Raw genomic sequence first — 14,247 nt, 5'->3', positions numbered from 1 at the left:
TGTCCCACGGCTCAGGAGCCGACCGGTTCCGTCTCCCGGCCGGCACCGGACCGGGCTGCCGACGGCCCGCCGCGCTCGCCCGGCACCGCGGACACCGTCCGCCGCCACAGCCGACGGCAGGCGATCAGCGTCGCCGCGACCAGCAGGCCGTTGCGCAGGAACATCAGCGTCACACCCGTCGCGTCACTGGTCACCACATGGACGAATCCGAGCGGGAACTCCAGCTGGGTGACGCCCGTGGCGAGCAGGACCAGACCGGCCGGCAGCCCCATCCGGCTGTCGCGGAAGACCAGGCAGACCGCTGCCAGGCCGACCAGCCACACCATGTACTGGGGGCTGATCACCCGGCTCGTGGTCGTGAACAGCAGCACCGCCGTGAACGCCGCGTCGGCCGGGGTGCTCACCCGGAAGTCGCGGGCCCGAAGGCGCCACACCAGCAGCCAGCCGAAGGCCACAACGGACAGAACCAGCGCGAGCGTGCTCACCAGCGGCACGTGCGGACCCAGGAACTCCAGCGAGCCGTAGTGCAGTTCCACCCGGCCCTCCCAGCCGAACTGCCGCCACACATGGAAGACCAGCGCACCCAGGGACTCGACCTCGGTGCCCCGGTCGCGCTGGAACCCGAGAAAGGCCAGCGCACCGGGCATCGCCACAGCGCACGCCACCAGCAGCCCGGCCGCCGCCACCGCCGCGGCCGTCCACGCCCGGCGGGTGTCCGACCCGCGCGCGGTGCCGGCCAGGATCAGGGCCGGCCACACCTTCAGCAGCGCGCCGACCGCGGCCAGCACCCCCAGCACCCGCGGTTGCCGCACGCCCGCGAGCAGCGCCGCCACGGCCACCGCCGTCACCATCACGTCATAGCGGGCGTAGGCGGTCGTGCCGAGCAGTGGCACGCCCGCCACCCACACCCAGGCGCCCGCCGTCCACCGGCCGGTCGGGCGGCCCGCGTACAGCAGCAGCCCCAGGACCAGCCCGTCGCACAGGAACGCGAGGACGAAGAAGGCCGAGGCGTAGTCCAGGAACGGCAGCAGGGCGGGGGAGAGGACGGCCAGCGCGGCGAGGGGCGGATACTGCCAGGTGACGTCGGAGCGCGGGTACGTACCGCTCTTCAGGACCTCGGACCAGCCGTGGTAGATCACCGAGACGTCACTGGTCACATCCGGTCCGGGGAGCGTGATCACCTTCGTGACGCAGAGCAGCAGCGCGACCCGGGTCAGGGCCCACACCGCGAGAGCGAACCGCACGCCGGTCGATCCCGTCATGAACGCCTCATCCGTTTCGTCCGTGGGTACTCGGTGCGTACCCGGTGGGTACGACGAGCCATGATGCCCGCCCGGCCTGTGCGGGAGCCATTCCGGCCGCCGGGTACTGTCGGCCGGGATGGACAAGACCCTGATCGTGACCAACGACTTCCCGCCCCGTCCCGGCGGCATCCAGGCGTTCCTGCACAACATGGCACTGCGACTGGATCCCGGCCGGATCGTCGTGTACGCCTCCACCTGGAAGCGCGGCCCCGAAGGTGTCGCGGCCACGGCCGCCTTCGACGCCGAGCAGCCGTTCACCGTCGTCCGCGACCGTACGACGATGCTGCTGCCGACCCCGCGGGTCACCCGGCGCGCGGTGCAACTGCTGCGCGTACACGGCTGCACCTCGGTCTGGTTCGGCGCCGCGGCCCCGCTCGGGCTGATGGCGCCGGCGCTGCGCGACGCCGGTGCCCGCAACCTGGTCGCCACCACGCACGGGCACGAGGCGGGCTGGTCCCAGCTGCCCGCGGCCCGTCAACTGCTGCGCAGGATCGGCGAGGGCACGGACACGCTCACCTATCTGGGCGAGTACACCCGCTCCCGGATCGCCACGGCGCTGAGCCCCGAGGCGGCGGGCCGCATGGTCCAACTGCCCCCCGGCGTCGACGAGAAGACCTTCCACCCGGACTCCGGCGGGGACCTGATCAGGGCGCGGCTCGGACTGTCGGACCGGCCCGTCGTCGTCTGCGTGTCACGGCTCGTGCCGCGCAAGGGCCAGGACACGCTGATCCTCGCGATGCCCGCGATCCTGGCGCAGGTGCCCGACGCGGTGCTGCTGATCGTCGGTGGCGGACCGTACGACAAGGAGCTGAGGCGGCTGGCCGCCGACACGGGGGTGGGCGACTCGGTGCGCTTCACCGGGCCGGTGTCCTGGGACGAACTGCCCGCCCACTACGGCGCGGGCGACGTCTTCGCCATGCCGTGCCGGACCCGTCGCGGCGGCCTCGACGTGGAGGGCCTCGGCATCGTCTTCCTGGAGGCGTCCGCGACCGGACTGCCGGTGGTGGCCGGGGACTCGGGCGGTGCGCCGGACGCCGTGCTCGACGGCGAGACCGGCTGGGTGGTGCGCGGCGGCTCCGCGGAGGAGTCGGCCGACCGGATCGTCACGCTGCTCCGCGATCCGGAGCTGCGGCAGCGGATGGGGGAGCGGGGGCGGGCCTGGGTCGAGGAGAAGTGGCGCTGGGACCTGCTGGCCGAGAGGCTCCGGGCACTGCTCTGACCCGCACACGAAACGGAGGGGTCCGCACACGCCGTGCGGCCCCTCCCGCGTTCCGTCCGGTCAGCCCCGGTAGATCGCTTCGATGTCGTCCGCGAAGTCCTTCGCCACCACGTTCCGCTTCAGCTTCAGCGACGGTGTGATGTGGCCCGCCTCCTCGGTGAACTGGGAGGCCAGGATGCGGAACTTGCGCACCGACTCCGCCTTGGACACCGCGGCGTTGCCGTCGTCCACCGCCCGCTGCACCTCGGCCAGCAGCTCCGGGTCCTCACGCAGCGACCCGGCCGTCGCACCGGCCTGCCTGCCGTGCTCCTCGGCCCAGCGGCCCAGGAACTCCTCGTCCAGGGTGATCAGCGCGCCCACGAACGGCCGCCCGTCGCCGACCACCATGCACTCGGCGACCAGGGCGTGCCCGCGGATGCGGTCCTCGATCACCGCCGGAGCGACGTTCTTGCCGCCCGCCGTGACGATGATCTCCTTCTTGCGGCCGGTGATCGCGAGATAGCCGTCCTCGTCGAGCGTGCCGATGTCGCCCGTGTGGAACCATCCGTCGGCCAGGGCCTCGGCCGTCGCCGCCTCGTTGTTCCAGTAGCCGGTGAACAGATGCTCACCGTGCAGCAGCACCTCGCCGTCGTCGGCGATCCGGACGACCGAGCCGGGCAGCGGCTGGCCGACCGTACCGATCTTCTGCCGGTCCCACGGGTTGAAGGCCGTGGCCGCACAGGACTCGGTGAGGCCGTACCCCTCTAGGACGGTGAAGCCGATCCCGCGGTAGAAGTGGCCGAGCCGCTCGCCCAGCGGTGCGCCGCCGGAGATCGCGTACTCGCCGCGTCCGCCGAGGACGGCCCGCAGCTTGCTGTACACCAGCCGGTCGAAGATCCTGTGCCTGAACTTCAGGCCCAGGGAGGGGCCCTGAGGAGTGGCCAGCGCGCGGCTGTAGGCGATGGCCGTGTGCGCGGCCCTGTCGAAGATCCTGCCCTTGCCGTCGGCCTGCGCCTTGGCGCGCGCCGAGTTGTAGACCTTCTCGAAGACCCGCGGCACACCGAGGATCAGTGTCGGCCGGAAGGAGGCCAGCTCATCGGTGAGGTTCTTGATGTCCGGTACGCAGCCGAGCTTGATCGGAGCCATCACCGACGCCACCTCGACCAGCCGTCCGAAGACATGCGCGGTGGGCAGGAAGAGCAGCACCGAGCACTCGCCGGTACGGAAGAGGGGCTTCAGCCGTTCCACCACGTTGCCGCACTCCGCGAAGAAGCTGCGGTGCGTGAGCACACAGCCCTTGGGGCGGCCGGTGGTGCCCGAGGTGTAGACGATGGTCGCCGGGTCGTCCGCCTTGGCACTCGCCATCCGCAGGTCCAGGGTCTCGTCCGAGACGTCCTCGCCGAGCGCGGAGAGCTGACGGACCGCGTCCTCCTCGATCTGCCAGATGCCCTTCAGAGCCGGCAGATCCGCCTGGACCGAGGCCACGGACGCCTGGTGCGCCCCGGACTCGACGACGCACAGGGCGGCACCGGAATCGCCGAGGATCCACTGGATCTGCTCGGGCGAGCTGGTCTCGTACACCGGGACGGTGACGGCACCCGCGCTCCAGACCGCGAAGTCGAGCAGCACCCACTCGTAACGGGTGCGGGACAGCAGGGCCACCCGGTCGCCCGCCTCGATGCCCGAGGCGATCAGACCCTTGGCGACGGCTCGGACCTCGGCGAGGAACCGTGTGGCGTCGACATCGGTCCACACGCCTGCCACCTTGCGGCTCATCACCGCGACATCGGGATGCTGAGCGGCATTGCGGCGGATGAGATCCGTCAGGTTGCCGTCCGAGGGGACCTCGTACAGGGCCGGAAGGCTGAACTCGCGCAAGACTGCTGCTCCTCATCGGGCTCCGGTGCCACGGCTCTGTGTGACGCACCGGCTGCGGTCCAAGACAGGCACGCGCTCAGTGGGGGTGAGCACGACTGGACTGCCCGGACGTTACCCACCAGTACTGCGTTCCCGATAGGGGGATCCGGCCAGATGTCTCATGCGTCACACACAACGGTGATCCTTGAGCGCACAGTAGTCCACCGCGGCCGCCGTCAGGCGGTCGTCGCAGGTCCGGCGCCCCTACCCAGGCGGGCGGCGGAGTTCTAGGGTGATCGGCATGCCAGCCGGACCGAACAGCCGAGCACCCGCGAACGCGCGGCGCACACGCGTGCATGTGGTCAGTGACGTGCACGGCAACACCGAGGCCCTGGCCCGCGCCGGGGACGGCGCCGACGCGCTGATCTGCCTCGGTGACCTGGTGCTCTTCCTCGACTACGCCGACCACTCGCGCGGCATCTTCCCCGATCTCTTCGGAGTGGAGAACGCCGACCGGATCGTCGAGCTGCGCACCGCCCGCCGCTACGAGGAGGCCCGCGAGTTCGGCCGCGGCCTGTGGGCGGGCATGGACCGCAACGCCGCGATCGTCTCGGCCGTGCGCAAGCAGTACGCCGAGCTCTTCGCCGCCTTCCCCACCCCGACGTACGCCACCTACGGCAACGTCGACATCCCCGGCCTGTGGCCCGAGTACGCCCGCCCGGGCACCACCGTCCTCGACGGCGACCGCGTGGAGATCGGCGGCCGTGTGCTCGGCTTCGTCGGCGGCGGCCTGAAGACCCCGATGAACACCCCGTACGAGATCAGCGACGAGGAGTACGCGGCCAAGATCGAAGCCATCGGCCCCGTCGACGTGCTCTGCACCCACATCCCGCCCGATGTCCCTGAGCTGACGTACGACACGGTCGCGCGCCGCTTCGAACGCGGCAGCCGGGCCCTGCTCGACGCCATCCGCAGGACCCGTCCCCGCTACGCGCTGTTCGGCCACGTCCACCAGCCGCTGGTCCGCCGGATGCGGATCGGCACCACCGAATGCGTGAACGTCGGTCACTTCGCGTCCACCGGCACGCCCTGGGCCCTGGAGTGGTGACCGCACCGGCACCGGACCCTGGGACGAGGCGCCGGGGACACGCGATAGCCTTCTGACGGCAGTCCACTGCCGACGCACCGGTACACCGCACTGGAGGAGCCACGGCGATGGCTGAACACACCAGCTCGACCATCACGATCGAGGCGGCGCCGGCCGACGTCATGGGAGTGATCGCCGACTTCGCCCGCTATCCGGAATGGACCGGCGAGGTCAAGGAGGCCGAGATCCTCTCGACCGACGACGAGGGCCGCGCCGAGAAGGTCCGCCTCGTCCTCGACGCCGGGGCGATCAAGGACGACCACACCCTCGCGTACACCTGGATCGGCGACTACGAGGTCAGCTGGACCCTCGTCAAGTCCCAGATGCTGCGCGCCATCGACGGCTCCTACGCACTGGCCCCGCTCGGCGACGGCGACCGCACCGAGGTCACCTACCGGCTGACCGTCGACGTCAAGATCCCCATGCTCGGCATGATCAAGCGCAAGGCCGAGAAGGTCATCATCGACCGGGCCCTGGCCGGCCTGAAGAAGCGCGTCGAGTCCGTCCCGAAGGCCTGACCCGGTGCGTACGGTCCTCGTCACCGGCCCCGGCGGCGCCGGCCGTACCACCGTCGCCGCGGCGACCGCCCTGGCGGCGGCCCGTCGGGGCCGCCGCACCCTGCTGCTGTCCGCGGAGGCCGTACCGGGCTTCCCCGAGGACACGGAACCCACCGAGGTCACGGACGGCCTGCGGTTCGCCCGCATCGACTCCGGCGCCCACTTCCGCAACGAACTGCTCACCCTCCAGGACCGGGCGTCCGGCGTGCTCGACCTGCTCGGCGGGAACCGGCTGGACGGCGAGGAACTCACCGAACTTCCCGGCAGCGCCCAGCTCGCCCTGCTGCACGCCCTGCGCCGCGCAGCCGAGGGCGACTGGTCGCAAGGCGGCCACGACCTGCTCGTCGTCGACCTGCCGCCGCTGCGCGAGGCGCTCGCCGTGCTCGCCCTGCCCGAGCAGCTGCGCCGCTACCTGCGCCGGCTGCTGCCGCGGGAACGCCAGGCCGCACGCGCCCTGCGCCCGGTGCTCGCCCAGCTCGCGGGCGTACCCATGCCCGCGCAGTGGCTGTACGAGGCCGCCGCCCGCAAGGACGCCGAGCTGGCCGCCGTCCAGGCGCTGATCGAGGACCGCGGCACCACGCTCCGGCTGGTCGCCGAACCCGGACCCGCCGCCGAGGACGCCCTGCGCACCGCCCGCACCGGCCTCGCCCTGTACGGACTGCGCGTCGACACGCTCGTGATGAACCGGGTACTGCCCCGGCACTCCGGCGACCCCTGGTTCGCGGCGCTCGCCGCGCAGCAGGAGAAGACCGTCGACCGCTGGTACGAGGAATGGGTGCCCTCGGCAGACCTGTGCGAAGTGCCCCACCTCGGCCGCGATCCGCGGGGGACGGACGACCTCACCCTCCTTGATGCCGGAGCCGACCGCACCGTCTTCGAGGAGGCGGGTACCGGCGGCGGCCTCTTCGAGGGCGACGGACTCGCCGTGGCACCGGACGACCGGACCCCCGGCCGGGCCGACGACCCCTGGTGGATCGAGGACCCCAACGCCCCGGACGGGCTGGGCTCGTTGCTGCCCGGCGGCCGGGTCGTGGCCGCCGGACCGCCCGGCGAAGGGGACGGCATCCTGGTCTGGTGCCTGCCCCTGCCCGGCGCCGTCAAGTCGGACCTCCAACTGGTGCGCCGCGGCGACGAACTGCTCCTCACCGTCGGCCCGTTCCACCGCATCCTCCCCCTGGAGTCCGGGCTGCGCCGCTGCACCGTGTCCGGAGCCGCGCTCACCGACGGGGTGCTCCGGGTCAGGTTCACGCCCGACCCCGGTCTGTGGCCCAGGAGAGGCTGAACGCCGCGTCGCGGTTCGGGTAACGTCGGTAGTGAGTGCCCCGTATGCCGGGCCCGCCGGCACACCCCGTCGCAGGAGTCCGCCATGAGCGAAGCCACCGATCGTCCCGTCGACGACGACGCGTGGGCGAAGGCCTGCGCCGAGGACCTCGAAGCGGAGAAGGCCCGCCGCCGTGCCCAGCACGGCCCGCCCCCCGGCTCCGCCGCCGAGGAGCTGCGCAAACTGGTCGACGCCGTGGCCGACAAGGTCTCGTCCCTCCAGTCGCCGCTGTTCGGCGCCGCCGCCCAGGGAACCGTGCAGCAGATCATCAAGCAGGCGAAGTCCGCCGTCGAGCCCCTCGTCGAACGCAATCCGGACGTCTTCGACCACATCGCCGCGGCCGGGAACGAACTCCTCGCCGCCTACCGTTCCGCCGTGGAAGGCCAGGAACGCCGCTGGACCCAGGGCGCCCAGGACCCCGCGGGCACGGAGAAGAAGGCCGACGACCCCACCGACCCGCGCGACGAGGGCCCCGGCACGGGCGAACACATCGACCTGGACTGACCGGCACCGATGGGTCGGCCCCCCGGCTCGGGTACCGTTGGACACAGCGGGGCTCGACCGAAACTGAGGGATTCATGGGACTCACCATCGGCGTCGATATCGGCGGCACCAAGATCGCAGCTGGAGTGGTCGACGAAGAGGGACAGATCCTCTCGATGTTCAAGGTGCCGACCCCGCCGACGGCTGAAGGCATCGTGGACGCGATCGCGACGGCCGTGTCCGGCGCGAGCGAGGGCCACCAGATCGACGCCGTCGGCATCGGCGCGGCCGGATACGTCGACGACAAGCGCGCCACCGTGCTGTTCGCACCGAACATCAACTGGCGGCACGAGCCGTTGAAGGACAAGGTCGAACAGCGCGTGGGCCTTCCGGTCGTCGTGGAGAACGACGCCAACGCCGCCGCCTGGGGCGAGTACCGCTTCGGCGCCGGTCAGGGCCACGACGACGTCATCTGCATCACGCTCGGCACCGGTCTCGGCGGCGGCATCATCATCGGCAACAAGCTGCGGCGCGGGCGCTTCGGCGTGGCCGCCGAGTTCGGCCACATCCGGGTCGTGCCGGACGGCCTGCTCTGCGGCTGCGGCAGCCAGGGCTGCTGGGAGCAGTACGCATCGGGGCGCGCACTCGTGCGCTACGCCAAGCAGCGCGCCCACGCCACCCCGGAGAACGCCGCGGTCCTGCTGTCGCTCGGCGACGGCACGGTGGACGGCATCGAGGGCAAGCACATCAGCGAGGCCGCCCGGCAGGGCGACCCGGTGGCGGTCGACTCGTTCCGCGAGCTGGCCCGCTGGGCCGGTGCGGGACTCGCCGACCTCGCCTCGCTCTTCGACCCGTCCGCGTTCATCGTCGGCGGCGGCGTCTCGGACGAGGGCGAACTCGTCCTCGACCCGATCCGCAAGTCGTTCCGGCGCTGGCTGATCGGTGGCGAATGGCGCCCGCACGCCCAGGTGCTCGCGGCCCAACTGGGCGGCAAGGCAGGTCTGGTGGGCGCGGCGGACCTGGCCCGCCAGGGCTGAACCACCTGGACCTGGACACAACCGGACGCCCGTCGCGCCCCTCTGGGGAGCGGCGGGCGTCCGTCGTATCGTGAGCGCATGGTCCTGACGCCGCTGCCCGACTCCCGTACCGAGCCGGATGGTTCGGCCGTCATCAGAGTGCTCAGCTACAACATCCGGTCGATGCGCGACGACCGTGAGGCGCTGGCCCGCGTCATCGGCGCCTGCGCACCCGATCTGGTCTTCGTCCAGGAAGCCCCGCGCTTCTTCCGCTGGCGCAAGCGCGCCGCCTGGCTGGCCGCCCGTACCGACCTGGTCGTCCTGAGCGGCGGTGCCACGGCGGCCGGGACGCTGCTTCTCTGCTCGCTGCGGGCCACGGTGGAGCGTACGGAGGACGTGCTGCTGCCGCTCACCCCCGGACTGCACCGCAGGGGTTTCGCCACGTCGGTGGTACGGATCGCGGGCACCCGGATCGGTCTGGTGAGCTTCCATCTGAGCCTGCGGGGCGACGAACGCCTGGTCCAGACGGAGATGCTGCTGGAACGGCTCGACACGATGGGGGTCGAGCACGCCGTAGCGGCCGGCGACCTCAACGACGTACCGACCGGGACCGCGTTCCGGAGGCTTTCCGGGCAGCTCCAGGACTGCCGCGCCGTACGGCCGTGGGGAGGCGAGGACACCTTCTCGGCGGACCGTCCGCGACGGCGCGTCGACGCGGTGTTCGCGACGGACGGGATCGAGGTGCTCGGCTGCGGTGTCCCGGTGGGGCTGCCCGGCGTCACCAACGCGGACCTGCGGGCGGGCACGGACCACCTGCCGGTCCTGACGGCGCTGCGGGTGCCCGCCACCCGGCCCTGAGCCGCGTTCCGCCGGAGGCCGGTCCCCGAGCCGGATGCGGCTCGGGGACCGGCCTCCGGCCCGGTCTCAGACCACCGCTCCGCGACCGGGATCGTCGTCGTCCTCGCCGCCGTCCATCCGTGCCACCAGCGTGACGAATCCGCCCAGGAATCCGCCCACGCAGACCGTCGTGAGCCACCAGGTCATGTCCCACCGCAGCAGCACCGCGACGAGCATCAGCACCGGACCGCCGACGACAGCGAGCCAGGCGAACTTCGCCGTGACATCGGCCTCCGGCAGCGGCGGCGGCTCCGGAGGGACGAAATGCCCCTCGTCGATGTCGTCGATGTCGCCGTCCTTCGGCTCCGCGACCTCGTAGTCGCGCGGTCCGGCCACGCCGGGCGCGAACACGATCGAGCTGCCGAGCGGCTTCTCCGGCGGTTTCTGGGTCTTCTTCCCGATCCCCTTGTCCGGATCCAGGACGCCCGACTGATCGTCCTCCATCAGCGCCAGGTCCTCGACCGACCTGAACGGCTTGGCTCCCGGCGGGTCCGGCGGTTCCTCGCCGTACCCGGCGACGATCGCCTGCCACGCGGCGTCCTCGTCGACCGTCCGGTCGGTGTCGGTGTCGGTCTCAGCGCCGGACGGCGCCGTCGGGGCCGCGGCGTCCGGCGGACCCGCGCCGTCGTCGGGCACGGCCGTTCCCCCGTCGGGCACAGAGGTTCCCTCGGCGGGGGCGGCGGTTCCTTCCGCGGGCCGGGGCTCGTGCCCCTCCTCGCCGCTCGTGCGCTCCGCGTCGTGCTCAGCCACCTGACGTGCTCCCCTTCTTTCCGACGCTCGGAGCGAGGCGGCCGATGAACCGGTGGCTCTCGTCGAAGATTCGCTCCGCATCGTGGTCCAACGTCGCCACGTGGTAGCTCTGTTCCAGCAGGATCTCCTCGACATCCGTCGAGGACACCCGGCTGAGGATCCGGGCCGAGTCGGCGGGCGGCACCACATGGTCCTGCGTGCTGTGCAGCAGGACGATCGGCTGAGTGACCTGGGGCAGCTCGGCATCGACCAGACGGAAGAAGTTCCGCAGCGAATGCGCGGCGTGCAGCGGCACCCGGTCGTACCCCACCTCGGCGGCGTCCTCCCGCGCGATGTCGCTGGCCAGCCCCTTCGTCGTGCGCACCAGATGGCGGGCGACCGGCAGCGCGTACGCGGACAGGCCGTGCACCCTGTTCGCCGGATTGACGAGCACCAGACCACTGATCGCGTCCCCGTGCTTCGCCGCCAGCCGCAGTGCGAGGGTGCCGCCCATGGAGAGCCCGAAGACGAAGACCTGGCGGCACCGCTCCAACAGGGCGCGCAGCTCCCGGTCGACCTCCGCGTACCAGTCCTGCCATCCCGTGAGCTGCATGTCCTGCCAGCAGGTGCCGTGTCCGGGCAGCAGCGGCAGCGAGACGGTGAGCCCGCGCGCCGCCAGATGGTCGGCCCAGGGGCGCAGCGACTGCGGGGAACCGGTAAATCCGTGACAGAGGAGGACGCCGACCTCTCCGCCCTCGTGGCGGAACGGCTCGGCTCCAGGCAGGACGGGCACCGGGGTCTCCTGTTCGTGAGGCTCGAATGTTCGTGAGGCTCGAAGGGGAGCGAAGGGGGGGAGTGCGGAAGGATTACTTCACCGTACGCGACCGGACCGACACCGACCAGGGCCGTCCCGGTCCCGGGCGCCGCATCGGCTCCGTGCTGGGTGGGAGCGCGGGCGGCAGCACGGGTTAAGGTCTGTCGGACAGCACACAGGAGGCACCCGAGTTGATCTACGGCGCAATGAAGTTCTCCATCGGCGGGTCGCTGAAGCTCGCCTTCAGGCCGTGGGTGGAGGGCCTGGAGAACATTCCCGCGCAGGGACCGGCGATCCTCGCGAGCAACCATCTGTCGTTCTCCGACTCCTTCTTCCTGCCGGCCGTCCTGGACCGCAAGGTCACCTTCATCGCCAAGTCCGAGTACTTCACCGCGCCCGGTGTGAAGGGCAGACTGACCGCCGCCTTCTTCAAGGGCGTCGGCCAGCTCCCGGTCGACCGCTCGGGCGCCCGCGGTGCCGGCGACGCGGCCATCAAGGCGGGCATCGAGGTCATCGAGAGCGGCGGGCTCTTCGGGATCTACCCGGAGGGCACCCGCTCACCCGACGGCCGTCTCTACCGCGGCAAGCCCGGCGGACTCGCCCGGGTGGCGCTCGCCACCGGAGCCCCCGTCATCCCTGTCGCGATGATCGACACCGAGAAGATCCAGCCGCCGGGGCAGGTGATCCCCAAGCTCATGCGCCCGGGGATCAGGATCGGCAAGCCGCTCGACTTCAGCCGCTACCACGGCATGGAGGGGGACCGTTTCATCCTGCGCTCGATCACCGACGAGGTGATGTACGAGATCATGAGGCTCTCCGGCCAGGAGTACGTCGACATCTACGCGACGGCTGCCAAGCGGCAGATCGCGGAAGAGGCGAAGCTCCGCGCCGAGGAGGAGAAGCAGGCGCGCAGAGAATCCGGAACGCAAGGCTGACGGAACGGTTCGGCGCGGCACCGCGTCGTATCCGTCCGGGGGGTGGGGAAGTGGCCAGGCGCGAGCGGGTCGTGCGCATGTCGGTCGAACAGCCGCTGTGGCGTGCGCTGATGGCGTACCGCATTCTGACGATGCTCTACGCGGTCCTGCTCGCCGTCTTCGGCCGGGACAGGTACGACCGGCCGTGGGTGGCTGTCGCCTTCCTGGTGGTGATGGTGGCCTGGACGCTCGGCACCCTTCCGAAGGTGGCGGGCGCCGCCGCGTGCACCAAGCGCTTCCTCGGCGCCGACCTGACCCTCGCCCTCGTCGGCATCCTGCTCACCCCGGTCGCCGACTTCGAAGCCCAGCACGTCGACGGTCCGACACTGCCGTCCATCTGGACCGCGGGCTCCGTGCTGGCCTTCGCCATCAAGGGCGGCTGGCGCTGGGCGGCCTTCGCGTCCACCTTCGTCGCCCTCGCCAACATCATCGAGCGCGGCGAGCCCAGCCGGGACACCTTCCACAACGTCCTGCTGGTCTGGGTCGCCTCCATCGCCATCGGTTACGTCGTCGAGGTGGCCAGGGCCAGTGAGCGCACCCTGGCCCGTGCTCTGGAGATCGAGGCCGCCACCCGGGAGCGGGAGCGGCTGGCCCGCGACATCCACGACAGCGTGCTCCAGGTCCTCGCGATGGTGCAGCGCCGCGGCACCGCGCTGGGCGGTGAGGCCGCCGAGCTGGGCCGGATGGCCGGAGAGCAGGAGGTCGCCCTGCGCACCCTGGTCTCCAGCGGGCTGGTGCCCACCACCCGGGTCTCCGAGGACGCCGCGGAGGGCGCCGTGGTCCGCAGCGTCGAGGTCGACGACGAACCGTCCGGCCGGGCCGACTGCGATCTGCGCTCCCTGCTCGCCCCGCACGCCGGCTCCCGGATCAGCTTCGCGGAGCCCGGTGCTCCGGTACTGCTCGCTCCCGGGGCGGCGAAGGAGCTGGCGGCCGCTGTCGGTGCAGCCCTGGACAATGTCAGGGTCCACGCGGGAGAGAATGCCCAGGCATGGATTCTCGTCGAGGACTGGCCGGACGAGGTGATCGTGACGGTTCGGGACGACGGCCCCGGCATTCCGGACGGACGGCTCGTCCAGGCCGAGGGCGAGGGGCGGCTGGGGGTCGCCCTGTCGATCCGGGGACGGCTGCGTGACCTGGGCGGTACGGCGGAGTTGATCTCGGTGCCCGGCCAGGGCACCGAGGTCGAGTTGAAGGTTCCGAAGGTTTCACGGGGGAAGGCAGGATCAGTCGGATGAGCACGCAGAACACCCAGGGTGCCGAGGAGCGGGCCATCAAGGTGATGGTCGTCGACGACCACCCGATGTGGCGCGACGCCGTCGCCCGCGACCTGTCCGAGTCCGGGTTCGACGTCGTGGCGACCGCCGGGGACGGACCGCAGGCCGTCCGCAGGGCGAAGGCCGCCGTCCCCGACGTTCTGGTGCTCGATCTCAATCTGCCCGGCATGCCCGGTGTCCAGGTCTGCAAGGAACTCGTCGGTTCCCAGCCCGGACTGCGGGTCCTGGTGCTCTCCGCGAGCGGCGAGCACGCCGACGTCCTGGAAGCGGTGAAGTCCGGAGCCACCGGCTACCTGCTCAAGTCGGCCAGTACCCAGGAGCTGACCGAGGCCGTGCGGTCCACCGCCGTCGGCGACCCCGTCTTCACACCGGGCCTGGCCGGTCTGGTCCTCGGCGAATACCGCAGGCTCGCCTCCGACCCCGCCCCCGTCGCGTCCGACGATCCCAAGGTTCCGCAGCTCACCGAGCGCGAGACCGAGGTACTGCGCCTGGTCGCCAAGGGGCTCTCGTACAAGCAGATCGCCGAGCGTCTGGTCATCTCGCACCGCACCGTCCAGAACCACGTCCAGAACACCCTGGGCAAGCTCCAGCTGCACAACCGTGTGGAGCTCGTGCGGTACGCGATCGAGCGCGGCCTCGACGACGCGTGACCCGGCCGCGCCCCCGTATTGCACCG

Annotated in this window: 14 protein-coding genes; 10 read left to right on the top strand and 4 right to left on the bottom strand. The window is 71.5% G+C overall.

The genetic code is table 11. From position 1 onward, the window contains the following. Positions 1 to 11: 11 nt before the first annotated feature. Positions 12 to 1,262 carry a glycosyltransferase 87 family protein gene (locus ACFVUT_RS09770; RefSeq protein ID WP_389645876.1) on the bottom strand — a complete coding sequence of 417 codons (1,251 nt, stop codon included), beginning with the start codon at positions 1,260 to 1,262 and terminating at the stop codon, positions 12 to 14. A gap of 118 nt (positions 1,263 to 1,380) precedes the next feature. Between ACFVUT_RS09770 and ACFVUT_RS09765 the strand changes: the two genes are divergently transcribed. Further along, positions 1,381 to 2,523, top strand: a complete 1,143-nt coding sequence (locus ACFVUT_RS09765) for a glycosyltransferase family 4 protein (protein WP_389645879.1) — start codon at positions 1,381 to 1,383, stop codon at positions 2,521 to 2,523. 60 nt (positions 2,524 to 2,583) lie between these two features. Here the strand turns inward: ACFVUT_RS09765 and ACFVUT_RS09760 are convergent, their stop codons facing one another. After that, positions 2,584 to 4,380 (bottom strand): AMP-dependent synthetase/ligase, encoded by a 1,797-nt coding sequence (locus ACFVUT_RS09760; protein ID WP_389645882.1) that lies wholly within the window; start codon positions 4,378 to 4,380, stop codon positions 2,584 to 2,586. Positions 4,381 to 4,660: 280 nt separating this feature from the next. Between ACFVUT_RS09760 and ACFVUT_RS09755 the strand changes: the two genes are divergently transcribed. From ACFVUT_RS09755 to ACFVUT_RS09730, 6 genes are all read left to right on the top strand, one after another. After that, positions 4,661 to 5,467, top strand: a complete 807-nt coding sequence (locus ACFVUT_RS09755; protein WP_389645885.1) for a metallophosphoesterase — start codon at positions 4,661 to 4,663, stop codon at positions 5,465 to 5,467. A 107-nt stretch (positions 5,468 to 5,574) separates the two neighbouring features. Further along, positions 5,575 to 6,024, top strand: a complete 450-nt coding sequence (locus tag ACFVUT_RS09750) for an SRPBCC family protein (RefSeq protein ID WP_389645888.1) — start codon at positions 5,575 to 5,577, stop codon at positions 6,022 to 6,024. A 4-nt stretch (positions 6,025 to 6,028) separates the two neighbouring features. After that, positions 6,029 to 7,345 carry an ArsA family ATPase gene (locus tag ACFVUT_RS09745; protein WP_389645891.1) on the top strand — a complete coding sequence of 439 codons (1,317 nt, stop codon included), beginning with the start codon at positions 6,029 to 6,031 and terminating at the stop codon, positions 7,343 to 7,345. Positions 7,346 to 7,429: 84 nt separating this feature from the next. Beyond that, entirely contained in the window at positions 7,430 to 7,888 is a 459-nt protein-coding gene (locus tag ACFVUT_RS09740) for a DUF5304 domain-containing protein (RefSeq protein ID WP_389645894.1), read from the top strand. A 74-nt stretch (positions 7,889 to 7,962) separates the two neighbouring features. After that, positions 7,963 to 8,904 carry an ROK family glucokinase gene (locus tag ACFVUT_RS09735; RefSeq protein ID WP_389645897.1) on the top strand — a complete coding sequence of 314 codons (942 nt, stop codon included), beginning with the start codon at positions 7,963 to 7,965 and terminating at the stop codon, positions 8,902 to 8,904. Between the two features lie 78 nt (positions 8,905 to 8,982). Further along, the gene (locus ACFVUT_RS09730; RefSeq protein WP_389645900.1) at positions 8,983 to 9,741 is read left to right on the top strand and encodes an endonuclease/exonuclease/phosphatase family protein; all 759 of its coding nucleotides are present in this window, start codon (positions 8,983 to 8,985) and stop codon (positions 9,739 to 9,741) included. Positions 9,742 to 9,807: 66 nt separating this feature from the next. Here ACFVUT_RS09730 and ACFVUT_RS09725 read toward each other — a convergent pair whose 3' ends face one another. Together ACFVUT_RS09725 and ACFVUT_RS09720 are read right to left on the bottom strand one after the other, a co-directional pair. Beyond that, positions 9,808 to 10,530: a hypothetical protein gene (locus ACFVUT_RS09725; protein WP_389645903.1), complete on the bottom strand. Its 723-nt coding sequence runs from the start codon at positions 10,528 to 10,530 to the stop codon at positions 9,808 to 9,810. Beyond that, positions 10,523 to 11,302, bottom strand: a complete 780-nt coding sequence (locus tag ACFVUT_RS09720) for an alpha/beta hydrolase (RefSeq protein ID WP_389645906.1) — start codon at positions 11,300 to 11,302, stop codon at positions 10,523 to 10,525. The genes ACFVUT_RS09725 and ACFVUT_RS09720 overlap by 8 nt, the downstream gene beginning before the upstream one ends. Positions 11,303 to 11,529: 227 nt before the next feature. On the opposite strand from ACFVUT_RS09720, the gene ACFVUT_RS09715 reads away from it, so the two are divergent. The 3 genes from ACFVUT_RS09715 to ACFVUT_RS09705 are packed head-to-tail and all read left to right on the top strand — an operon-like array spanning position 11,530 to position 14,221. Next, positions 11,530 to 12,258, top strand: coding sequence for a lysophospholipid acyltransferase family protein (locus ACFVUT_RS09715; protein WP_389646809.1), 729 nt, complete (start codon positions 11,530 to 11,532; stop codon positions 12,256 to 12,258). A 50-nt stretch (positions 12,259 to 12,308) separates the two neighbouring features. After that, positions 12,309 to 13,532, top strand: coding sequence for a MacS family sensor histidine kinase (gene macS, locus ACFVUT_RS09710; protein ID WP_389645909.1), 1,224 nt, complete (start codon positions 12,309 to 12,311; stop codon positions 13,530 to 13,532). Continuing rightward, complete coding sequence (locus ACFVUT_RS09705) at positions 13,529 to 14,221, top strand: response regulator (protein ID WP_389645912.1); 693 nt, start codon at positions 13,529 to 13,531, stop codon at positions 14,219 to 14,221. The genes macS and ACFVUT_RS09705 overlap by 4 nt, the downstream gene beginning before the upstream one ends. Positions 14,222 to 14,247 lie beyond the last annotated feature (26 nt).

The sequence above is a fragment of the Streptomyces sp. NPDC058051 genome (assembly GCF_042885475.1).
Lineage (GTDB): Bacteria > Actinomycetota > Actinomycetes > Streptomycetales > Streptomycetaceae > Streptomyces.
This window is presented reverse-complemented; position numbering and strand designations above follow the sequence as displayed.